The following is a 22172-nucleotide window of genomic DNA, read 5'->3' on the forward strand; positions in this document are numbered from 1 at the left end:
CGGCGGTGCGATCCGGGCACGTCCCGGGCGGTGTCACCCCGCGGATTCACCCCTCGGAGAGGGCGCGGCTGCGGTCCCGGGCGGCCTCGATGGCGTCGGTGAACGCGGTGCGCACCCCGTGCCGCTCCAGCTCGCGCACGGCGGCGGCGGTGGTGCCGCCCGGGGAGGTGACGGCCTCGCGCAGTTCGACCGGGTGCTCGCCGGACTCGCCGAGCATCGCCGAGGCCCCGGAGATGGTCTGGCGCACCAGCCGCTGGGCGGTGGCGCGCGGCATGCCCATGGCCACGCCGGCCTCGACCATGGTCTCGGCGATGAAGTAGAAGTAGGCGGGCCCGCTGCCGGAGATGGCGGTGACGGTGTCCATGTGCCGCTCGGCGACGACCTCCACCTCGCCGACGGCCCGCAGCAGCTCCTCGGCGCGCTCCAGGTGGGCCGGGTCGGCGGCGCGGCCGCCGGTGACGGCGGTCATGCCCTTGCCGACCAGGGCGGGGGTGTTGGGCATGGCCCGCACCACGGGGACGCCGTCGCCCAGGTGCTTCTCCAGGACGGCGGTGGTGATTCCCGCCGCGACGGAGATGACCAGGGTCCCGGTGCCCAGGTTCGGGTTGAGCTCGTCCAGCAGGTCGACCATGTCCTGCGGCTTGACCGCCAGGATCAGCGCGTCGGCGCCCGCGGCCTCGGCGGCCGGGACGGTGCGCACCCCGTAGCGCCCGCGGAGCTCGGCGGCGTGCTCCTCACGGGGTTCGGTGACCAGTACGTCGCCCGGGCCGTGCCCGGTGCCCAGCAGGCCGGCGAGCAGCGCCTCGCCCATCTTGCCCGCGCCAATGATCGCGATCATCCACTCACCCTTTCGGACGCATTCCACTCTATGGCGGTCACGGAGCGCAGTGTGACGCGTCCATCGGAATCCGGGATGTGGGCCCCCGTCCCAGAGCGGGGTGGTGGGCGGGGGACCCGCTGATCCGTTCGCCGCTATCGCGGGACCGGGGACGCCTCCTCCAACGAGCGGGCCATGCCCTCCCCGTACAGGGCGGTGAACCTCTCCTCGCCCAAGGCCGCCCGGGCCGCTTCCGCGATGCGGTCGACGTCGAACCTCTCCGTGGCCGGCTGGGGCGCCCCCGTGGCCTCTCGGGCCGCCTGGGCCGTGCCCAGCAGGCGGGCCGCGTTCTCCGCCATCCCCTCCAGGACGTCGGTCCCGGCCAGGCCCTCCAGCGCCTGGGCCACCGCGCGGGGGTCGCCGGTCGTCCGGGACGCCTCCAGCCCTTCCAGGTGCAGCCGCCGGGCCCGGACCGCGTCGCCGCGCATCTCCGCCGCGAACCCCAGCTCCGCCAGGGTCGACGCCCGCCCCGCCTGGTAGCCCTCCTCCTCGTGCACCTCCAGCACCGGGCGCAGGTGCGCCTCCGCCTCGTCGGGGTCGCCCCGGCGCCGGGCGGCCATCCCCAGGCCGCCCATGGCGAGCGTCGCCGGTCCGGTGCAGCGGTCGGCGCCCAGGCGGCCGAGCGCCTGCCGGTTGTAGCGGTCGGCGGCGTCCAGGTCGCGGGTGGCCAGCGCCAGCCGCCCCAGCCGCACCAGCCCTTCGGCGGCCGCCGCCCACAGCCCCGCCTCCTCGGCCGACCGCTGCGCCCGCTCATGGCGGCGCCGGGCCTGCGCGTAGTCGCCCGCGATCGTCGCGAGCGCCCCGAGCAGCCCCGCCCCGCGCGACTCGCCCCACGGGTCGCCGGTGTGCAGGAACAGCCGGTGGCACTCCTCGGCGTCGCGGCGCGCCCCGTCGAGGTCCCCGCGCCGGAGCAGATTCCAGCCCCGGCCGTACAGCGCTAACGCCGTCCCCCACGTGTCGCCGAGGGCGGTGAACGCGTCCAGCGCCGCCTGGGCCAGCTCCCCCGCGGCGGGCACGCCCTCCCCGCCGTCCGCGAACGCCGGCACCAGGGCCATCAGGGCGCGCGCCTCGGCCAGTTCGGCGCGCAGGCCCGAGCCCTCCAGTGCCCTCAGGGCCTCGCGGGCGTCGGAGTCCGCCTCGTCCCCGCACCCGCACATCCGGCCGAGCACCGAGCGCCACGCCAGGGCGCGGCCCCGCAGCCCGTCCGGGGCCGCCCCGTCCGCGTCCAGGGCCAGGGTCAGCTCGTGCACCGCCTCGCCGTTGCGCCCCCTCAGGTAGCGGTGCCACCCCAGGGCCACGGCCAGGCGCAGCGCCGACTCGGCGTCACCGTCCCCCGCGGCGCGCTCGATCGCCGCCCCGAGGTTCGGCCCGCCCGTGTCCAGGGCCTCCAGGGCGCGCCGCTGTCCGGGGCCGCGCAGGCACGCGGCCGCGTCCTCGGCCACCGCCGTCCAGTGGGCGACGTGCAGGCCCCGGGCCCGCCCGTCCTCGCCCGCCTCGGCGAGGCGCTCGCGCCCGTAGGCGCCGATGGTCTGCAGGAGCCGGTAGCGGGCGGTGCCGTCGGGCCGGTGCTCCACCTCGACCAGGGAGCGGTCCACCAGGCGCGCCAGCACCTCCCACACGCGCTCGCCGTCCTCCCCCGCGTCCTCCCGCGCCCCGTAGGCCGACGGGGCGGCCACCGCATCGGCCGCCTCGGGCGGGAAGGGGCCCACATGCACGCTGACCCGCCGGAGCACCGTGCGCTCCCCCTCCCCGAGCAGGTCCCAGCTCCAGTCGACCACCTCGCGCAGCGTGCGCCGGCGGCGGCCCGGCGCCGGGTCGGCCAGCACGCGGAACCGGTCGTCGAGGCGCTCGGCCAGCTCGGACACGCCCATGGCGCGGATCCGGGTCGCGGCCAGCTCCACGGCCTTGGGCAGGCCGTCGAGGCGGCGGCAGATCGCCGCGACCGCATCGGCGTTGCGCCAGTCCAGCGCGAACCCGGGGGCGGCGGCCGACGCCCGCTCCTCGAACAGCCGCACCGCGTCGTCGGGGGCGAGCACGGGCACCGTGTACAGCGACTCCCCCGGGACGCCCAGCGGCTCCCGGCTGGTGGCCAGGACGCGCAGGGCCGGGGCGGCGCCCAACAGGCGCTCGACGAGCCGCCCGGCGGCGGCGCTCACCTGCTCGCAGTTGTCCAGCACCAGCAGGGCACGGCGGTCGCGCAGCGCCGTGGTGAGCCGGTCGGCGGCCGACCGCACACCCGACTCGGCGCGCTCGTCGCGCAGCTCCAGGGCGGCCGCCACGTGCTCGGCCAGCCGTTCGCCGTCGGTCCCGGCGTGGTCCCGCTCCAGCAGCTCCACCAGCCACACCCCGTCGGGGAAGCGGTCCCGGGCGCGGTCGGCGGCCTGCAGGGCGAGCGTGGTCTTGCCGACCCCGCCGGGGCCGGTGAGCGTGGTCAGCCGGACGCCGTCCACAAGGGCGAGGACCCGTTCGGTGTCCTCCCCGCGCCCGACCGGGTCGATGATCGGCGCGGGCAGGTTGCCCTTGCGGGGCGGTGGGCCGCCCTGCCCGGCGCCCTCCACCGCGCGGTCGAGGATCTCGGCGTGCAGCCGCTCCAGCTCGGGGCCGGGGTCGACGCCGACCTCCTCGGCGAGCAGGGTCCGGAAGCCGCGGTAGCTCTCCAGGGCCTCGGCCTGGCGGCCGGAGAGGTACAGGGCGCGCATGTGGGCGGCGCGCAGGCGCTCGCGCAGCGGGTGGGCGCGCAGCAGCGGGTCCAGGTCGCCGACGAGGGCGGCGTGCTCGCCCAGGGCCAGCCGGGCCTCGGCCAGCTCCTCACGGGCGGCCGCGCGCCGCTCCTCCCAGCGGGCGACGGCGGCCGCGGCGAACGGGGCGTCGGCGTGGTCGGCCAGGGCCGGGCCGCGCCAGAGGGCCAGCGCCCGGTCGAGCGCGGCGGCCGTGTCGGCGGGGGCCGGGGCGGCGCGGGCGCGCTCCAGCAGCTCGGCGAACCGGTGGACGTCGAGCTCGCCGCGGCCCACGCGGAGGCGGTAGCCCGACGGGCCGGACTCCACCCGGTCCCGGGCCCCGGGCTCGGCCGCCTCCAGGGCGCGGCGGAGGCGGGAGACGGCGGTCTGCACCGGCGCGGCGCCGCCGCGGGGGCCCACCCCCCAGAGGTCCTCCAGGAGCCGGTCGGCCGACACCGGCTCCCCCTCGGCCACCAGCAGGGCCGCGAGCAGGGAGCGGACCTTCGCCCCGGGGACGGCGACCTGGTCCCCGTCCTCCGTGCGCACTTCGACCGGACCCAGCACTCCGAATCGCATGGCTCCAAGGCTAGGGCGTGTCGTGCGGATCACGGCCTGCTGCGCATCGCCCGACGCTCACGGCGGGCCAGGCCGACCTCAAGCGGCGTCCCGGCTGCGCTGATCCGGTCCGAAGGAAGCGACACCGCTCCAGACTCCAGCGGACGCGAGCACCACCCGGCCCGGCGGTGGGCGGTCGTCGTTCGGCAAGCGGTCGGCAAGGACCCGGCGAGCGCCTGCCCGCACCTTGGTGGTGCGCCGGGGCGGTCCCGTACTCCGCCCCGGTCCGGCCCACCACGAGAGGACGCCCCGTGCCCGGCTACTTCGACCCCGTCTCCATCGGCCCGCTCGAACTCCCCAACCGCCTGTTCATGGCCCCCATGACCCGGTCGCGGGCCAAGGGCGGGCTGGCCACCGAGCTCACCGCCGAGTACTACGCCCAGCGCGCCTCGGCCGGGCTCATCATCACCGAGGCCGCCCAGCCCAGCACCATCGGCCAGGGCTACATCGACACCCCCGGCGTGCACACCGCCGACCAGGTCGCGGCCTGGCGCGCGACGACCGGGGCCGTCCACGCCCGCGGCGGGCGCATCTTCCTCCAGATCATGCACGGCGGCCGGATCGGCCACCCCCACCTCTACCCCGACGGGGCCCGGCCCGTGGCGCCCTCGCCCATCGCCTCCGGCGAGTCCCTCTTCACCCCCGAGGGCATGCTGGAGCACCCGGTCCCGCGCGAACTCTCCGCCGAGGAGATCGCCGACACCGTCCAGGACTTCGCCGACGCCGCCCGCAACGCCGTGGACGCCGGGTTCGACGGCGTGGAGCTGCACGGCGCCAACGGCTACCTCATCCACCAGTTCCTGGCCGACGGCAGCAACCGGCGCACCGACGGCTACGGCGGCTCCCCCGCGCGGCGGATGCGGTTCGCCCTGGAGACCGCGGCCGCCGTCACCGAGGCCGTCGGCCCCGAGCGGGTCGGGTTCCGCGTCTCCCCCGGCAACACCTTCAACGGCATCACCGAGAGCGACACCGCGGAGTTCTATCCGGCGCTCGCCCGCGAGCTCGCCCCGCTCGGCCTGGCCTACCTGCACGTCATGGAGGTCGGCGACCGGGCGGTCACCAAGGCGGTCCGCGACGCCTGGCCCGGCGCGCTGGTGCTCAACCCCACGGCGGCCCCATCCGAGGGGGGCCGCACGGTGCATGCGGGCGCCGACGCCCTGCGGGAGGGCGCGGCCGACGCGATCGCCGTGGGCAGCGACTGGCTGGCCAACCCCGACCTGGACGCGCGGGTGCGCGCGGGCGGCCCGTTCAACGAGCCCGACGCCGCCACCTTCTACGGGGGCGACCACCGCGGGTACACCGACTATCCGCGTCTGGGGGACTGACCGGGGCCCAGCGGGCGGCGGGGACGGCGGAGCGTACTCAGCCGTCCCCGCCGCCCCGGTGCTCCTCCTCGGCGGTGCCGCCGGGCCCCACGATGAACGTGCGCTCCGGCGCGGCGGGCGACCGCCGCCGCATGGCGACACGCTCGCGCCGATCGGGACGGCCCTGCTCCGGGGCGCCATCCGGGGAGCCGTCCGCGACGCCCGCGAAGTGCAGCCTGCTGAACGCCAGCGCCTCGGCCAGCTCCAGCTTGCGCGCCTCCCGGTCGACCGCCTTACGGGTGTTCACCTCCAGGACGATCTGCCCCTCGTACCCCGTGGTCGCCAGGTGCTCCAGCAGCTCCGCGCACGGTTGCGCGCCGCGCCCCGGGATGAGGTGCTCGTCCAGGTTCTGCCCGCCGAACCCGTCGGCCAGGTGCACGTGGGACAGCCGCCCGCCCAGCCGCTTGGCCATGTCCATGGCGTCCGACCGGGACATCGCGGTGTGCGACAGGTCCAGGGTGACGTCCGGGTAGTCCCGGTCGAGCGGGTTCCAGCTCGGCGCGTAGGGGACCACTTCCCGGTCGCCCATGTGCACGGGGTACATGTTCTCCACGGCGAAGACCACGTCGGTCTCCTCCTGCATGCGGGCGATGCCCTCCTCGAAGGCCTTGGCGTACTCGCGCTGCCACCGGAACGCCGGGTGCACCACGATCGCGGTGGCGCCCAGCGCCTCGGCCATCGCCTTGGAGCGGACCAGTTTCTCCCACGGGTCGCGCCCCCACACCCGCTGGGTGAAGATCAGGCAGGGGGAGTGCACCGCGGTGACGGGCACGCCGTGGTAGTCGGAGAGCCGGCGCAGCATGTCGGTGTCCTGGCTGACCGGGTCGGAGGAGACCAGCACCTCGATGCCGTCGTAGCCGAGCTCGGCGGCGATCTCGAAGGCGGCGGGCGTCTTCTCCGGGAAGACCGAGGCGGTCGACAGGACCACCGGCGCGTCGGGGACCTCGATAGCGCTCACCCGATCAACCCTATGCGGTGGGGGGCCGGATTGGCCCGGGGGCCGTCGGCGCGGCTAGCCTGCCCGGGGTGAGAGCCGCACTTCAGGGGGCGATCCCCAGCCCCAACATCTGGCACAGCCCCGGCGTCTACGAGCTGGAGAACGCCGCCGTGGACCCGGACGGGCGCATCGCCGCCGCCATGGAGCGCATCCGCCCCATGACCGGGGCGCGGGTGCTCGACATCGGCTGCGGCACCGGCTACCACCTGCCCGCCTTCGCCTCGGTCGCCGCGCACGTGACCGGGGTGGAGCCGCACGGGGAGCTGGCGGCGGCCGCCCGCGCCCGGACCGCCGGGCTGGGCAACGCCGAGGTGCGCACAGGGGTGGCGCAGCGCCTCCCGGTGCCCGACGCCTCGGTGGAGGTGGCGCACGCCCGGTGGGCCTACTTCTTCGGTCGCGGCTGCGAGCCGGGGCTGCGCGAGCTGTCCCGGGTGATGCGCCGCGGCGGCGCGGCGTTCATCGTCGACAACGACGCCTCCCGCAGCACCTTCGGCGGCTGGTTCCGCCGGTTCCTGCCCCGCTACGACCCGGACGACGTGGAGCGGTTCTGGGCCGCCCAGGGGTTCTCCCGGGAGCCGCTGGACATCCGGTGGCGCTTCGGGCGCCGCGCCGACTTCGAGGCCGTGGTGCGCATCGAGTTCCCGCAGCGCCTGGCCGACGAGATCATCGCGGCCCACCCCGGCCTCGAAGTGGACTACGCGGTCAACCTGTGGTGGCGCGAGTACTGACCGGGCCGCCGCCCGGGCCGCGCCCGGCGCCTCACCGCTCATCGAAGCCCACTCCCGACCCGTCCGAGGAGACCTCGACCAGGGCCCGGTCCCCGGCCGCCGACACGCACTCGATGCCGCTGGAGGCCGAGGTCACCATCGAGTACTCGTCCATCTCGCACCGCACCTCCTCCTGGCCGGTGTGGTACCGGTACCGCTCCTCGACGGCCGCCCGCGACACCGGCAGCCGCCCGGTCTCGTACTCGAAGGTCTCGGCGCCGGTGACGGTGACGTCGAAGACGGCCGCGTACCCCATGTAGGTCGCCTCGCAGGACCCGGTCGCGCCGTCCTCGGGGGCCAGCTCCCCGCAGACGACCGCCGACTCCGGGTCGTACTCCATCCCGAAGGCGTTGACGAACCGCTTGATCTCGTACTCCACCGACGCCGTGAAGTCGCCGGGCGGCGGTGTGGGCCCCAGGCTGCGCTCGTCGAAGACGGGCTCATCGGCCGGCACCGGGCCGGTGCGGAAGCCGCCCCCGGGCGGGGACCCCCCGGGGGAGGCGCCGTCGGAGTACCCGTCCCCGGGCGGGGAGGCGGAGGGGCCCGCCCCGTCCGGCGCGCCCGGGGAGCCGGACGGCGACGGGCTCGGCGCGGTGGGCGCCGCGCCGTCCCGGTCGGGCGGCAGCTCACCGTCCCGGAGGTAGGCGACCGCGCCGCACGCGGACGAGGCGGCCAGGGCGCCCGCACAGGCCAGCGCCAGCGCCGCCCTTCGGACCAGGGTGCTGATCGGGGGTTCCACGGCCGTCCTCTCCCAGGTGCCTCGTGCGCGCCCGCGGGCCATGGCGCGCGCCGGGCGCCCTGCCCGCGCCCGGCCCTTCGCCCGGTGTGACTCACCGGTGCGCCGCCTGGTTCCGGATCCGTCCGCCCCCGCTCCGGCCCGCCGTCCACAGGCCGTGCGTCCGGGCGTGTCCTGTCCCCCCGAGGGGCTAGCGTGCAACCATGGCGAAGAGCGCGAAGAGTTCCTTCCGGTGCGCCGAGTGCGGCTGGACCACGCTGAAGTGGGTGGGCCGGTGCGGGGAGTGCCAGGCCTGGGGCACGGTCGAGGAGGCGGGCGCGCCCGCGCCGACCGCCGTGGCCCCCACCCGGGTGGCCACCTCCGCCCGCCCCATCACCGAGATCGACGTGGAGACCGCGCACGCCGCCCCCACCGGGCTGGACGAGCTGGACCGGGTGCTCGGCGGCGGGGTGGTCCCCGGCGGCGTGATGCTGCTGGCGGGCGAGCCCGGTGTGGGCAAGTCGACGCTGCTGCTGGAGGTCGCCGCGCTGTCGGCGGACGCGGGTCCGGTGCTCTACGTCACCGGCGAGGAGTCCACCGGCCAGGTGCGGCTGCGCGCCGAGCGGTTGGGCGCGCTCTCCCCCAAGCTCTTCCTCGCCGCCGAGACCACGGTCGGCGCGGTCGCCTCGCACGTGGACGCGGTCGCCCCTGCGCTGCTCATCGTCGACTCGGTGCAGACCATGAGCGCCCCGGAGGTGTCCGGGGTGCCCGGCGGCGTCACCCAGGTGCGGGAGGTCGCCGGGGCGCTCATCCGCATCGCCAAGGAGCGCGGCATCGCCACCGTGCTGGTCGGGCACGTCACCAAGGACGGCTCGATCGCCGGCCCCCGCATGCTGGAGCACCTGGTGGACGTGGTGCTGCAGTTCGAGGGCGACCGCCACTCCCGGCTGCGCATGCTGCGCGCGGTGAAGAACCGGTACGGGCCCACCGACGAGATCGGCTGCTTCGACCTGGGCGAGGCCGGGATCATCGGCCTGCCCGACCCGAGCGGGCTGTTCCTGACCCGCCGCAACGAGCCGGTGCCGGGCACCTGCGTCACGGTCACCCTGGAGGGGCGCCGCCCGCTGATCGCGGAGGTCCAGGCCCTGGTCGCGCCGACCAACCTGCCGCAGCCGCGCCGGGCCACCTCCGGGCTGGACCAGGCGCGGGTGAACATGGCGCTGGCGGTGCTGGAGCGGCGGGCCGGGGTGCGGCTGGCCAACGCGGACGTGTACCTGTCCACCGTGGGCGGGGTGCGGCTGGGCGAGCCCTCGGTCGACCTGGCGCTGGCGCTGGCGGTGGCCGGGTCGGCCCGGGACGAGGCGCTGCCGCGCGGGCTGGCCGCCTTGGGCGAGGTGGGCCTGGCGGGCGAGGTGCGCGCGGTGGACGGCGTGGAGCGCCGCCTGATCGAGGCGCAGCGGCTGGGTTTCACCCGGGCGATCGTGCCCCGGCACAGCGAGGTCCCGGTGGAGGGCATCGAGGTGGTGGGCGTCGACGACGTCTCCGAGGCCCTGGCCTCGGCCCTGCCCGCCCGGCGCCGCCGTTCACACTGACGCCCCGGCGCTTCCCCGAGCGGGGTCCGGGGCGGGCCGCGCCCGCCCCGGAGGGGTCAGTTCAGCCGGAAGACCTGCCGCTCCCGGTCCTTGCCGGAGGCGTAGTCGCCCTCGAGGGTGGCCACGTAGGTCCCGGGCCGCTTGGCGGTGGCCCGCGTGTCCCGGCAGTCCTTCCAGGACCGCTTGCGGTCCCAGGTGAAGGAGGTCTTCTCCGGGACGCCGCGCTCCAGCTCGACCTCGTTCCCGTCCTCGCGCGCCGCGCAGTCGGCGGTGGAGAACACCCGGTCGTCGCCGGAGGTGACGCGCACCTCCATGTTCTCCGGGCCCAGGTCCACCGTGCAGGTCTGGTCGGCGGTGTTGACGGCGGTGACCTCGATCTTCGGCTCGGCGTCCCAGGCGTAGTCGCTCTTGTCGGTCTCCACCGTCACCACGACGTCGGAGGGGCGGCACGGGTCGCCCGCCTTCTCCGGCGCGGGGAACTCCTCCTCGGAGTCCTCGCCGCCCTCGTCGCCGCCCTCGTCCTTGGAGCCCGACCCGCCGGAGGACCCGGAGTCCTCTCCGCCGGAGCCGCCGGAGGAGTCGCCCTCGTCGTCGCCGTCCCCGCCCTCGTCGTCCTCGCTCGGCGATGTGCTGGGGGTGGGCGACGGTGGGACACTGGACTCCGGCTCCGCCGACGGCGAGGAGGAGGCCTCCGGGGACGCCCCGGCGGCGTTCTCGGTGTCCGAGGCGGACGGGCGGCAGGCGTAGGCGATCAGCGTCACCACCGCCAGCAGGCCCACCAGTACGAAGACACGCCGCTTCCAATACGTCCCGGGGCTGACCGGTCCCGGGTGTCCAGCACTTGACGCCATGCGCGTAGTATTCCGGTTCCCCCGGCGTGTCACCTACTCAACCCGCCGTATTCCGACCACGAATGGGCATGATCGACAACCCTTATTCCACCGCGGTCCTCGCCTGGTACGAGCGGAACGCGCGCGACCTGCCCTGGCGCGCCGACCGGGCCTCGCCCTGGTCGGTGCTGGTGAGCGAGGTCATGCTGCAGCAGACGCCGGTCGTGCGGGTGCTGCCCGCCTGGGAGGCGTGGATGCGCCGCTGGCCGTCCCCGGCCGACCTGGCCGCCGAGCCCTCCGGGGAGGCGGTGCGGATGTGGAACCGCCTGGGCTACCCGCGCCGCGCCCTCAACCTGCACGCGTGCGCTCGGGAGATCACCGGGCGCCACGGGGGCGAGGTGCCCTCGGACCACGCCGAGCTGCTCGCGCTGCCCGGCATCGGGGCCTACACGGCGGCGGCGGTGGCGAGTTTCGCCTACGGGCAGCGGCACGCGGTTCTGGACACCAATGTGCGCCGGGTTCTGGCCAGAGCGGTCACCGGTGTGCAGTACCCGCCGAAGGCCGCCACCCGGGGCGAGACCGCGCTCGCCGAGGAACTGCTGCCCGAAAACGCCCCCACCGCGGTCCGATGGAGTGTGGCCGTGATGGAGCTGGGGGCGCTGGTGTGCACCGCCCGCTCCCCCGCGTGCGCCGACTGCCCCGTCGCCGACCGGTGCGCTTGGCGCGCCGCCGGGTACCCCGCCTACGACGGCCCGCCCCGCCGCGGACAGCGCTACGCCGGGACCGACCGGCAGGTGCGCGGCCGCCTGCTGGCGGTCCTGCGCGCCTCCCCGGACCCGGTGGACAAGCCCGCCCTCGACGCGGTCTGGGACGAGCCGGTCCAGCGTGAGCGCGCCCTGGACGCGCTGATCGCCGACGGCCTGGTCGACCCCTTGGACGACGGCCGGTACGCCCTGCCCGGCTGAGCGGCCCCCGGGGCGCCCGCCCGGCTACGTGTGCGGACGGGGGCTCGGCGGAGGCCCTGGATGGGGAAGTCGGCCGTCGCCGTCCAGGGCCTCCGTCGATCCGCCGCCCGCGCCGCGCCCGGGGCCGCCGTGCGCGTCCAGCCACGCCGCCAGCTCCGCCGGCTGCATCGGCCGGGGCGCCGCGCGGCCCGGCTCGCGCGGGGCCGCCCAGACCCACCGCGGGCGCCCCGCGGTGGCCGACTCCGCGCCGATGGCCCAGTCCCGGCCGTACCGTGCGCGCAGCGCGTCCAGCAGGGCGTGCACCTGCAGCGCCGCCGCCAGCTCGTCCCGGTCGGCCGCCTCCACCTCCTCGGTGCGCCCCGGCACCTCGGGGTGCGGCCGGGTCGCGGTGTGCACCTCCGCCCCGCTGTAGAACCCGCGCCGCGTGCCGAACCGCCACCCGGACCACCCCGCGTCCACCGCGCCCCCTCCCCGAACCCGCCGACCGGACGGTGCCCGGCCGCGCGGCGGGGCCGCCGCGGTCCGGTCCATCCGGGGCACGACGCTAGGGCGCGGCCATTCCCGGCGTCCCCGAGGTTTCTTGAAATTTCTCCTGCCGGGTCCGCGAGCAGGTCAGGGACGGTCCGGGCGGAGCAGGTCCCCCCGGATGCGGGCGAGCAGCCGGTGCGCGGCGGCCTCGCGCACGGCCGCCGCGGACAGCGCCTCGAACACCGCCCGGTAGGGCACCACCGCTTCCGGGTCGTCCAGCCGCAGCTCGGCGCCGATCGTCTCGACGACCACCATCCGGTCGTCGAAGATCCAGAACCCGTGCGAGGGCACGACCCGCAGCCGCGCCCGGGCGGGCACCACCGCGATGTCCACCGACCGCATGCCCACCATCCCGGCGATCCGGTCGAGCTGCCCGGCCATCACCTCCTCCGGGCAGATCAGCATCCGCAGCGCGGGCTCCCACATCAGCACCTCCACGCGGCGGTGCGGCTCGGAGAGCACCTCCTGGCGGCGGATCCGGGCGCGCACGCCCTCCTCCACGTCGCCGCCGGGGGCGCGGTGCAGCTCGACCGTGCGCCGCAGCATGTGCCGGGCGTACTCGGGGGTCTGCAGCAGGCCCGGCACGCACGCCGACTCGAACACCCGGATGCGCGCGGAGGCGGTCTCGTCCTGGCCGAACGCCCGCTGCCGGGCGCGCGTGCCCGCGGCGAGCTGGCGCCGCCAGCTCGCGTAGTGCGTCTCCATCGCCCGCCGCTGGGCGATCAGCTCCCCGGCCGCGCCGGGGGCGGCGCACGCCGCGGCCCAGGCGCGCAGGTCGTCGCCGGAGGCGGTCTGCCGCCCGTTCTCCAGCTTGCTCACCTTGGACGGCGGCCAGCCCAGCCGGTCCGCCAGGGAGCGGCCGGACATCCCGGCGTCCGAGCGCAGCTCGCGCAGGCGCGCCCCGAGGGCGTGCCGCGCCGTCTGGTAGTCGTTCATCGGATCAGCGTGGACAGGTACCGCGTGTAGGGGAGCGCGTGGTGCCACGCGGCGTCGCGCGCCCGGGCGGCCTGGACGACCTCCTCGGGCCCGCGGAGGAGCTCGGCCCCGGCGAACCGGTCGCCGTCGAAGCGCAGCCGGGCCACGGCCGCGCTGTCGAACAGCCAGAAGTCCTCGGCCGGCAGCTCGCGCACGACCGGGTGGCCGCGGGGCAGGTACCGGATGTCCTCCCCCGCGGCCAGGTTGTAGGGGGTCCCCCACAGCTCCCACCTCAGGTAGTCCGAAGGGGGATCGTCGACCAGCCTGACCCGCTCCATGCGCTTGCCCTTCGCCGTCTCGGCCCGCACCAGCTCCAGCCACGGCCTGAACCACCCGATCCCCGGATCGCGCCCGGAGAGCCACTCCCGGTAGGGCCGGTCCTCCTCGGCCACGCCGTAGGCGCGGCGCGTCTCCAGGCGCCAGGCCGTGAAGCGGAAGTCCCGGAAGAGCCTGTCGAGGCCCGGGCCCGGAGGGATCAGGTCCGCCACGTCACTCCTTCGGGGTGTATCGGGTCAGGAGCTCACGGGGTACGACGACGAATTCTTCCCCTTCCAGGACATTCCTCACCTGGGCCAGGGCCTCGGGGTCGGTGAGCCGGCGGCCCTGCACGACGAAATCGCCGCCGTCGGTCTCGTAGAGGCTGGGGCAGCCGCTTCCCTGCGACGTGGTGCCGATGAACCTGAGCTTCATGTGCCCTCCCTGGCCCTGGTGCGTCATGATCATCGTCGGCCAGCACCACGGGGCACGCCACCCCTTCGCCGAATCGGACACCGCACCGGCTTCAGGGCACACGGCCGGATTTCACCCGGCCGGGGGCCGCACAGCGACGTGGGCCCCGCCTCGTGTCGAGGCGGGGCCCACGCGGTCCGGTCGGGCGGGTGCGGCGGTGCGTGCCCGGCCGCTCTGCGGTCCGGCTACTCGGCCGAGCCCGCGGCGGTCTCCTCCACCCGGGGGGCGTCGGGGACCGAGTCCGGCTTGGGCACGCCGGAGAAGGTGAACCGGGCGTCGGCGCCCTCGCCCTCGGCGTCGATCACCACGATCTGGCCGGGGCGCAGCTCGTTGTAGAGGATCTTCTCCGAGAGCTGGTCCTCGATCTCGCGCTGGATGGTCCGGCGCAGCGGCCGGGCGCCCAGCACCGGGTCGTAGCCGCGGGAGGCGAGCACCTTCTTGGCGTTCGACCGCAGCTCCAGGCCCATGTCCCGGTCCTTCAGGCGGCTGTCGAGGTTGGCGACCATCAGGTCGACGATGTCGATGATCTCCTGCTCGGACAGCTGGTGGAAGACGATGACGTCATCGACGCGGTTGAGGAACTCGGGCCGGAAGTTCTGCTTGAGCTCTTCCTGGACCTTGGCCTTCATCCGGTCGTAGTTGGTCTTCTCGTCGTCCTCCTTGGCGAAGCCCATCGCCGCGCCCTTGGAGATGTCCCGGGTGCCCAGGTTGGTGGTCATGATGATGACCGTGTTCTTGAAGTCGACGTTGCGGCCCTGGGCGTCGGTGAGCCGCCCCTCTTCGAGGACCTGCAGCAGCGAGTTGAAGATGTCGCCGTGCGCCTTCTCGATCTCGTCGAACAGGACCACGGAGAACGGCTTGCGGCGCACCTTCTCGGTGAGCTGGCCGCCCTCCTCGTAGCCGACGTACCCGGGCGGCGAGCCGAACAGCCGGGAGACGGTGTGCTTCTCCATGAACTCGCTCATGTCGAGCTGGATCAGCGCGTCCTCGTCGCCGAACAGGAACTCCGCCAGCGTCTTGGACAGCTCGGTCTTGCCGACGCCCGAGGGGCCGGCGAAGATGAACGAGCCGCCGGGGCGCTTGGGGTCCTTCAGGCCCGCACGCGTGCGCCGGATCGCCTGGGAGAGCGCCTTGATGGCGTCCTCCTGACCGATGACGCGCTTGTGCAGCTCGTCCTCCATGCGCAGCAGCCGGGAGCTCTCCTCCTCGGTGAGCTTGAAGACCGGGATGCCGGTGGAGGCGGCCAGGACCTCGGCGATGAGCTCCTCGCCCACCTCGGCGACGACGTCCATGTCGCCGGCCTTCCACTCCTTCTCCCGCTGGGCCTTGGAGTTGAGCAGCTTCTTCTCGTCGTCGCGCAGCGAGGCGGCCTTCTCGAAGTCCTGCGCGTCGATGGCCGACTCCTTGTCCTTGCGGACGTCGGCGATCTTGTCGTCGAACTCGCGCAGGTCCGGCGGGGCGGTCATGCGGCGGATGCGCATCCGCGACCCGGCCTCGTCGATCAGGTCGATCGCCTTGTCCGGCAGGAACCGGTCGCTGATGTAGCGGTCGGCCAGCTGGGCCGAGGCCACCAGCGCGCTGTCGGTGATGGAGACCCGGTGGTGCGCCTCGTAGCGGTCGCGCAGCCCCTTCAGGATCTCGATGGTGTGCGCGATGGTGGGCTCGTCGACCTGGATGGGCTGGAAGCGCCGCTCCAGGGCGGCGTCCTTCTCCAGGTGCTTGCGGTACTCGTCCAGCGTGGTCGCGCCGATGGTCTGCAGCTCGCCGCGGGCCAGCATCGGCTTGAGGATGGAGGCGGCGTCTATCGCGCCCTCCGCCGCGCCCGCGCCGACGAGCGTGTGCAGCTCGTCGATGAACAGGATGATGTCGCCGCGGGTCTTGATCTCCTTGAGCACCTTCTTCAGGCGCTCCTCGAAGTCGCCGCGGTACCGGCTGCCGGCCACCAGCGCGCCCAGGTCGAGCGTGTAGAGCTGCTTGTCCTTGAGCGTCTCGGGGATCTCGCCCTTGACGATCTTCTGGGCCAGCCCCTCGACCACCGCGGTCTTGCCGACGCCGGGCTCGCCGATGAGCACCGGGTTGTTCTTGGTCCTGCGGGACAGGACCTGCATGACCCGCTCGATCTCGTTGTCCCGGCCGATCACCGGGTCGAGCTTGCTCTCCCGCGCGGCCTGGGTCAGGTTCCGGCCGAACTGGTCCAGCACCAGGGAGGTGGAGGGGGCCGACTCCGAGGAGGCCCCGGTGGCCTGCGGCTCCTTGCCCTGGTAGCCGTGGAGCAGCTGGATCACCTGCTGGCGCACCCGGTTCAGGTCGGCGCCGAGCTTGACCAGGACCTGCGCCGCCACGCCCTCGCCCTCGCGGATCAGCCCGAGCAGGATGTGCTCGGTGCCGATGTAGTTGTGGCCCAGCTGGAGCGCCTCGCGCAGGGACAGCTCCAGGACCTTCTTGGCGCGCGGGGTGAACGGGATGTGGCCGGAGGGGGCCTGCTGGCCCTGGCCGATGATCTCCTCGACCTGCTGCCGGACCGCTTCGAGGCTGATCCCCAGGCTCTCCAGAGCCTTCGCAGCCACGCCCTCACCCTCGTGGATGAGGCCGAGCAGGATGTGCTCCGTACCGATGTAGTTGTGGTTGAGCATCCTGGCCTCTTCCTGGGCCAGGACCACCACGCGCCGTGCGCGGTCGGTAAACCTCTCGAACATGTCTCGTCGCTCCTCACAGAGCGGTCAGGCAGGGGCGGAAGCTCCGACCCTCACGCTTTTCCGCTTTTCGGCCCTTCGGGGGGTGAAAGCCCTCGGAGGGCGCTGCCGCACCCGTCCCCGGCCGCCGGACGCCCGCCGACCGGAGACGCACCCGCATCGTCCGGTTGCCTCCGACCATCGTTGCCAGAGACTTTCCCCGACGATAGGGCGTTCACCCTCATCCAACTACCAATCGGGCCTTCGGTGTTCCGACTACGCCGCAAGCGAACGGTCCGCGTGCCCTCCGCTTTCGCGGGGCACGCGGACCGCCTGTGCATTCCTCGGGGATTTGCTCTGAGCGAACAGGGCCGCCCCGGGCGGCGCCGGACCCGGCCGCCGGGTGCGCGGGACACCGGGCACCCGGAACGCCGGCCGGGCCTGGCCCGGTCGGCGCACGGCCGCACGCCGGCGCTCCCCGGGCCGGGTCGGACCCGACCGGGGAGGGTCCGCGTCCGGGGACTAGCGGCCCTGCGCCGCCTCGTACTCGGCGACGATCGCGGCCGGGATGCGGCCCCGCTCGTTCACCTGCTTGCCCTGGGCCTTGGCCCACGCCCGGATCTCGGCGCTGCGCTCACGGCTGGGGGCGCTGCGCTGCTGCCGCCGGCCGCCGCGCCCGGCCTTGGCCGGGGCCTTGCGCGCCGCCGACACGTAGGGGGCCAGGAGCTCGCGGAGCGTGGTGGCGTTGTCGGTACTCAGGTCGATTTCATAACTCGTTCCGTCGACCCCGAACGCGACCGTCTCGTCGGCCTCTCCGCCGTCCAGATCGTCGACGAGAAGCACCTGAACCTTTTGTGCCATGGATGTAGACCTTTCAGCAGTGCGGTGCGTCGGCACCTGAATATAAAGCTATCCGCCCCCGGGACGGAAGACAATTCTCCACGCGGCGGAAATCGCCGCCCCGGCCGCCGGGGGCGGACAAGATCGCCGCCGGGGCCGATTCGGGCGGGCGGCACGCCTCCCGCGGGCCGCCATATCCCGGCCCACGCGGTGCCCCATATCGCTCCCCCCGGCCCCGGCGCTAGTGCTCCGATCCCTGCTCCGAGGGGGAATCGTCCTCCCCCGGGCGCACAGGCGCGCCGTCGTTCCCACCGGTTCCGGCCGTGCCCCCCGCGTCCTGCGGGGACGGCGCCGGCGCCTCGGCCCGGGCCTCGCCGACCGGTCTGCCGTCCGACGTCCGGGGCGCCATCTCCTTGCGGAGCAGCTTGACGACGAACGCACAGAAGACCGTCGCGACAACAGCAGGGGGGATCAGCGCCGACAAAACGTCGCCCATCGGACGCACACCCTTCCTTGTTGTTACTTTATGCAGCAATTACCCCACGGAGAGGGTCGGCGGCCCTCGGCCTCGGCCGTGCGCGGCGCGCACGCCCCCCGGGATTGACGGGTGGGGACCCCGACATCATAGACACCCCGGCCGACCGCCGCGCGCCGCACACGGCCCCGAGCGGACCCATTACGGCACCGGGACGGCGGCGGGCGGATAACGCGCCGCGGGGGCGATGCGTTCCCGATCTCCCTTAACCACGGGCATCGCGGCCGATTCGAGGCCGAATTGACGACTCTTCGTAGCCTTTGGCCCCGAAGCCGTCACCGCCGGTATATCAGAGCCCTCCTCCCCCTCGGCCCGGACCGGGAACCGGGGGCGCGGGTTCTCCATGGCACCGGCAAGATTACCCGTCCCTTTACGCCCCCCGAACGCGGGTTCGCATATGGTGCTCCGGCGGCCCGGGGTTGTGGGATGGTGGCACCCGGCGGCCGCGCCCGCCCCTCGCCGGCCGCTTCGGGATCGCCCGCGCCCAGCCACTGCGGGCATTGGTGGGAAGGACCTGTCGTGGAGTTCCACGCCGATCTGCATATTCACTCCAAGTACTCGCGGGCGTGCAGCAGGGATTGCGACCTGGAACACCTCGCCTGGTGGGCGGCGCGCAAGGGCGTCGACGTGGTCGGAACCGGTGATTTCACTCACCCGACCTGGCGCGAGGAGTTGCGCTCCGGCCTGGTCCCGGCCGAGCCGGGGCTGTTCCGCCTGGCACCCGAAATCGAGCGCCGGGTGCTGCGCACCCTGCCCCCGGCGTGCCGCAAAGCGCCGCGCTTCATGCTCTCGGTGGAGATCTCCACGATCTATAAAAGGGGCGAACGCACCCGAAAGGTGCACCATTTGCTCTACGCCCCGTCCATGGCGGCGGCCGAGGCGATCACCGCGGATTTGGACCGCATCGGCAATCTCGCCTCGGACGGCCGTCCCATCCTCGGCCTGGACTCGCGCGACCTGCTGGAGATCACCCTGTCCAGCGACCCGGGCTCCTACCTGGTCCCGGCGCACGTGTGGACGCCCTGGTTCGCGGTGCTCGGCTCCAAGTCCGGGTTCGACCGGGTCGAGGACTGCTACGCCGACCTGGCCGACCACGTGTTCGCGATCGAGACGGGGCTGTCCAGCGACCCGGCGATGAACTGGACCGTGCCCTCGCTGGACCGCTACACCCTGGTCAGCCACTCCGACGCGCACTCCCCGCCGATGCTCGCGCGCGAGGCCACCCGCTTCGACACCGACCTGGACTACTACGCGGTGCGGCGCGCGCTGGAGACCGGGGACGGCTACCGGGGGACGGTGGAGTTCTTCCCCGAGCACGGCAAGTACCACCTGGACGGGCACCGCAAGTGCGGGGTGCGGCTGGACCCGGAGGACACGCGCGGCCACGGGGGCCGGTGCCCCGAGTGCGGGCGCCCGCTGACCGTCGGCACCGCCCACCGGGTGAGCGACCTGGCCGAGCGGCCCACCGGGTACCGCCCGGAGGGCGCGGCGGCCTTCACCAACCTGGTGCCGCTGCCGGAGATGGTGAGCGAGATCGTCGGGGTGGGTCCCAAGAGCAAGCGGGTCCGCGGCGAGGTGGACCGGCTGGCCGCCGCGCTCGGGCCCGAGCTGGAGATCCTCACCCGCAGCCCGCTCGACGAGGTACGGCGGCACGGCGGCGAACTGCTGGCCGAGGCGGTGGCCCGGCTCCGCCGCGACGAGGTGGTGCGCGACGCCGGATACGACGGCGAATACGGTGTGATCCGCATGTTCCGCCCCGAGGAGCTGGCCTCCCCGGGCGAGGCCGCCCTGTTCGACCTTCCCGCCGCCCCCGCGGCCCCCGAGGGCGGCCCCCGGCGCAGCGGCGGGGGCGGCGCCAAGGGCGGCGCGAAGGGCGCCCCGGAGCCCTCGGAGGGCCGGAAGGACACCGGGGCCGAGGCGTCCGCCGAGGAGCCGGCGGCACCGGAAGGCGGCGAAGGGCCTCCCCCCGGGGCCCCGCAGGCCTCCGCCCCCGCGCTCTTCCCCGACGGCCCCGCCTCCGGGGGCCCCTCCTCCCGGGGCCTTCTCGACGGGCTCGACCCCGAGCAGCGCGCCGCGGCCGAGCACCCCGACGGCCCCCTGCTGATCGTCGCGGGTCCGGGCACCGGCAAGACGCGCACCCTGACCCGCCGCATCGCGCACAAGGTCGCCGAGCGCGGCCTCGCCCCCGAGCGCTGCCTGGCCATCACCTTCACCCGCCGCGCCGCCGCCGAGCTGCGCGAGCGCCTGGAGGACCTGCTCGGCGCGCACGCCGAGCAGGTCACCGTCACCACCTTCCACGGGCTCGGCCTGGCGGTGCTGCGCGAACAGCACGAGCGCGCCGGACTCACCGAGCGCTTCGGCGTGGCCGACGCCGACCGGGCGCTGGAGGTCGCCGCGGGTGTTGCCGGTTCGGAGAAGGCCGGGCGGGAGCTGCTGGCCCGCCGGGACGCCCCCGCCCGGGCCGGGGAGGCCGACGAGGAGGTGGAGGCCTACCGCAAGCGCCTGCGGGAGCGGGACCTGGTGGACTTCGCCGACCTGGTCGCGCTGCCGGTACGGCTGCTGTCGGAGGACCCCCTCCTGGCCGAGGCCTACCGCCGCCGCTGGACGTCGGTGAGCGTCGACGAGTACCAGGACGTGGACGGCGCCCAGTACGCGCTGCTGCGGCTGCTCAGCGGCCCGCAGGGGGACATCACCGCGATCGGCGACCCCGACCAGGCCATCTACCGGTTCCGCGGCGCGGACGTGGCCCACTTCCTCCGCTTCGAGCAGGACCACCCGGGCGCCCCGGCGGTGCGGCTGTCCCGCAACTACCGGTCCAACGCCACCATCGTGGACGCCGCGGTGGCGGCCATCGCCCCTGGGTCGCTGGTGCCGGGGCGGGAGCTGCGCGCCGTGGGCGACTTCTCCGACCCGCCGCGCATCGGGCTGCACACGGCCGCCGACGAGCGCGCCGAGGCGTCGTTCATCGCGCGGGCGATCGACCGGCTGCTGGGCGGCACGTCGCTGCACTCGCTGGACAGCGGGCGCTCCGACGGGGAGGGCGAGGAGCTGTCCTTCGCCGACCTGTGCGTGCTTTACCGCACATCGGCGCAGGCCGAGGCGGTGATGGCCGCCTTCGACGCCGCCGGGGTGCCGTTCCAGAAGCGCACGCACGACCGGTTGTCCGCGCGGCCCGGGGTGCGGGCCCTGGCCGCCGAACTGCCGCTGACGCCCGGCGACGCGGTGGCCGACCGGGTCCGCGCCGCCGCCGGTGCGCTGGCCGGGCGGCACTCCGCCGACGAGGAGGCGGCCACCGCCGTGCGCACGGCGGGCGAGCTGCTGCTCCCCCTTGCCCGGCGCTGCGGAGGGGACCTGGAGCGGTTCCTGGCCGAGCTGGCGCTGGGCGCCGAGGTGGACGCCCTGGACCCGCGGGCCGACCGGGTCTCGCTGCTCACCCTGCACGCCGCGAAGGGGCTGGAGTTCCCGGTGGTGTTCCTGGCGGGGTGCGAGGACGGGGTGCTGCCGTTCCGCTTCCCCGGCTCCGGGCGCGACCCGGAGGCCGAGGCGGAGGAGCGGCGGCTGTTCTTCGTGGGCCTGACGCGGGCTCAGCGGCGCCTGTACCTGTCCCGGGCCCGCCGCCGCACCCGGCGCGGGTCGGCCGCCGACAGCGCGCCCTCGCCGTTCCTGGCGGCGGTTCCGGAGGAACTGACGATGCCGGTCGACGAGGAGTCGGCCGCCCGGCGCCGCCCGAAGGACCGCCAGCTGCGGCTGATGTGACCCCCGCCTCCGAGATCGTCGGGCGTACCGGGTGCGAGCACGCCGGGTCGGCCGTCCAGTGGGGGGAACGGTCGTCTCCGGGGGGGGATCAGTGGCGGGGCGTGCCCGGGGCGTCCAGGTGGAGCAGCATCCGGGTGTTGCCCAGGGTGTTCGGCTTGACCCGCTCCAGGTCCAGGAACTCGGCGACGCCCTCGTCGTAGGAGCGCAGCAGCTCGTCGTAGACGCGCGGGGAGACCGGCGTGCCCTGGATCGGGTCGAAGCCGTGGCGGGCGAAGAAGGCGGTCTCGAAGGTGAGGCAGAACACCCGGCGCACGCCCAGCTCGCGGGCGCGGACCAGGAGCTCGCCGACGATGCGGTGGCCGATGCCGCGCCCCCGCGCCCGCGGGTCCACGGCCACGGTGCGCACCTCGGCCAGGTCCTCCCAGAGCACGTGCAGGGCCCCGCAGCCCACCACCCGGCGGGGGCCCAGCGGCGCCTCGCCCACCGCGGGGGTCTCGGCCAGCTCGGCGACGCAGAACTCCTGGACGTCCTCGTAGAGGGTGACGGTGCTCTTGGAGAGCACCCGGCGCTCGGGGCTGTAGGTGTCGACGAGCGCGCGGATGCGGGCGACGTCGCGGGTCCGGGCACGGCGGACGGTGACCAGGTCCTCCCGCACCCGCTCCGGGTCCTGGGCGGGGTCCATGGTCGGCAACCCTAAC

Annotated in this window: 18 protein-coding genes; 5 read left to right on the plus strand and 13 right to left on the minus strand. The window is 74.9% G+C overall.

Annotation, left to right across the window (positions count from 1 at the left end):
• Positions 1–46 precede the first annotated feature (46 nt).
• Together proC and O4U47_RS08950 are read right to left on the minus strand one after the other, a co-directional pair.
• Entirely contained in the window at positions 47–838 is a 792-nt protein-coding gene (proC, locus tag O4U47_RS08945) for a pyrroline-5-carboxylate reductase (RefSeq protein ID WP_270677196.1), read from the minus strand.
• A 134-nt stretch (positions 839–972) separates the two neighbouring features.
• A complete protein-coding gene (locus O4U47_RS08950; protein WP_270677197.1) occupies positions 973–4170 on the minus strand; it encodes an AfsR/SARP family transcriptional regulator in 3198 nt (1065 codons plus the stop codon).
• Between the two features lie 290 nt (positions 4171–4460).
• On the opposite strand from O4U47_RS08950, the gene O4U47_RS08955 reads away from it, so the two are divergent.
• The gene (locus O4U47_RS08955) at positions 4461–5534 is read left to right on the plus strand and encodes an alkene reductase (protein WP_270677198.1); all 1074 of its coding nucleotides are present in this window, start codon (positions 4461–4463) and stop codon (positions 5532–5534) included.
• A 37-nt stretch (positions 5535–5571) separates the two neighbouring features.
• Here O4U47_RS08955 and O4U47_RS08960 read toward each other — a convergent pair whose 3' ends face one another.
• The gene (locus O4U47_RS08960; protein ID WP_270677199.1) at positions 5572–6531 is read right to left on the minus strand and encodes a sugar phosphate isomerase/epimerase family protein; all 960 of its coding nucleotides are present in this window, start codon (positions 6529–6531) and stop codon (positions 5572–5574) included.
• Positions 6532–6680: 149 nt separating this feature from the next.
• Here O4U47_RS08960 and O4U47_RS08965 point away from each other — a divergent pair, with 149 nt between their 5' ends.
• Complete coding sequence (locus O4U47_RS08965) at positions 6681–7298, plus strand: class I SAM-dependent methyltransferase (RefSeq protein WP_270677240.1); 618 nt, start codon at positions 6681–6683, stop codon at positions 7296–7298.
• 31 nt (positions 7299–7329) lie between these two features.
• Here O4U47_RS08965 and O4U47_RS08970 read toward each other — a convergent pair whose 3' ends face one another.
• On the minus strand, positions 7330–8076 hold the full coding sequence (locus O4U47_RS08970) for a hypothetical protein (protein WP_270677200.1): 747 nt from the start codon (positions 8074–8076) through the stop codon (positions 7330–7332).
• 200 nt (positions 8077–8276) lie between these two features.
• Between O4U47_RS08970 and radA the strand changes: the two genes are divergently transcribed.
• Entirely contained in the window at positions 8277–9644 is a 1368-nt protein-coding gene (radA, locus tag O4U47_RS08975; protein WP_270677201.1) for a DNA repair protein RadA, read from the plus strand.
• Positions 9645–9700: 56 nt separating this feature from the next.
• Here radA and O4U47_RS08980 read toward each other — a convergent pair whose 3' ends face one another.
• Positions 9701–10495, minus strand: a complete 795-nt coding sequence (locus O4U47_RS08980) for a hypothetical protein (protein WP_270677204.1) — start codon at positions 10493–10495, stop codon at positions 9701–9703.
• Positions 10496–10563: 68 nt separating this feature from the next.
• Here O4U47_RS08980 and O4U47_RS08985 point away from each other — a divergent pair, with 68 nt between their 5' ends.
• On the plus strand, positions 10564–11439 hold the full coding sequence (locus O4U47_RS08985) for an HhH-GPD family protein (RefSeq protein WP_270677241.1): 876 nt from the start codon (positions 10564–10566) through the stop codon (positions 11437–11439).
• Between the two features lie 24 nt (positions 11440–11463).
• On the opposite strand, the gene O4U47_RS08990 is transcribed toward O4U47_RS08985, so the two are convergent.
• The 7 genes from O4U47_RS08990 to O4U47_RS09020 form a co-directional block, all read right to left on the minus strand.
• The gene (locus tag O4U47_RS08990; protein ID WP_270677206.1) at positions 11464–11898 is read right to left on the minus strand and encodes a hypothetical protein; all 435 of its coding nucleotides are present in this window, start codon (positions 11896–11898) and stop codon (positions 11464–11466) included.
• 153 nt (positions 11899–12051) lie between these two features.
• On the minus strand, positions 12052–12903 hold the full coding sequence (locus tag O4U47_RS08995; RefSeq protein WP_270677207.1) for a helix-turn-helix domain-containing protein: 852 nt from the start codon (positions 12901–12903) through the stop codon (positions 12052–12054).
• A complete protein-coding gene (locus tag O4U47_RS09000) occupies positions 12900–13430 on the minus strand; it encodes a DUF6879 family protein (RefSeq protein ID WP_270677208.1) in 531 nt (176 codons plus the stop codon). Before O4U47_RS09000 ends, O4U47_RS08995 begins: the two co-directional genes overlap by 4 nt.
• A 1-nt stretch (position 13431) precedes the next feature.
• Positions 13432–13632: a hypothetical protein gene (locus tag O4U47_RS09005; RefSeq protein WP_026123298.1), complete on the minus strand. Its 201-nt coding sequence runs from the start codon at positions 13630–13632 to the stop codon at positions 13432–13434.
• Between the two features lie 224 nt (positions 13633–13856).
• Entirely contained in the window at positions 13857–16367 is a 2511-nt protein-coding gene (locus O4U47_RS09010; protein ID WP_270677209.1) for an ATP-dependent Clp protease ATP-binding subunit, read from the minus strand.
• Positions 16368–16865: 498 nt separating this feature from the next.
• Positions 16866–17204: a histone-like nucleoid-structuring protein Lsr2 gene (locus O4U47_RS09015; protein ID WP_270677210.1), complete on the minus strand. Its 339-nt coding sequence runs from the start codon at positions 17202–17204 to the stop codon at positions 16866–16868.
• Between the two features lie 220 nt (positions 17205–17424).
• Positions 17425–17679 carry a hypothetical protein gene (locus tag O4U47_RS09020; RefSeq protein WP_270677211.1) on the minus strand — a complete coding sequence of 85 codons (255 nt, stop codon included), beginning with the start codon at positions 17677–17679 and terminating at the stop codon, positions 17425–17427.
• Positions 17680–18237: 558 nt separating this feature from the next.
• Between O4U47_RS09020 and O4U47_RS09025 the strand changes: the two genes are divergently transcribed.
• Positions 18238–21474, plus strand: coding sequence for a UvrD-helicase domain-containing protein (locus O4U47_RS09025; RefSeq protein WP_270677212.1), 3237 nt, complete (start codon positions 18238–18240; stop codon positions 21472–21474).
• A gap of 88 nt (positions 21475–21562) precedes the next feature.
• Here O4U47_RS09025 and O4U47_RS09030 read toward each other — a convergent pair whose 3' ends face one another.
• On the minus strand, positions 21563–22156 hold the full coding sequence (locus tag O4U47_RS09030) for an amino-acid N-acetyltransferase (protein WP_270677213.1): 594 nt from the start codon (positions 22154–22156) through the stop codon (positions 21563–21565).
• Positions 22157–22172: the final 16 nt, after the last annotated feature.

The sequence above is a fragment of the Nocardiopsis suaedae genome (genome assembly GCF_027706745.1).
Classification (GTDB): domain Bacteria; phylum Actinomycetota; class Actinomycetes; order Streptosporangiales; family Streptosporangiaceae; genus Nocardiopsis_A; species Nocardiopsis_A suaedae.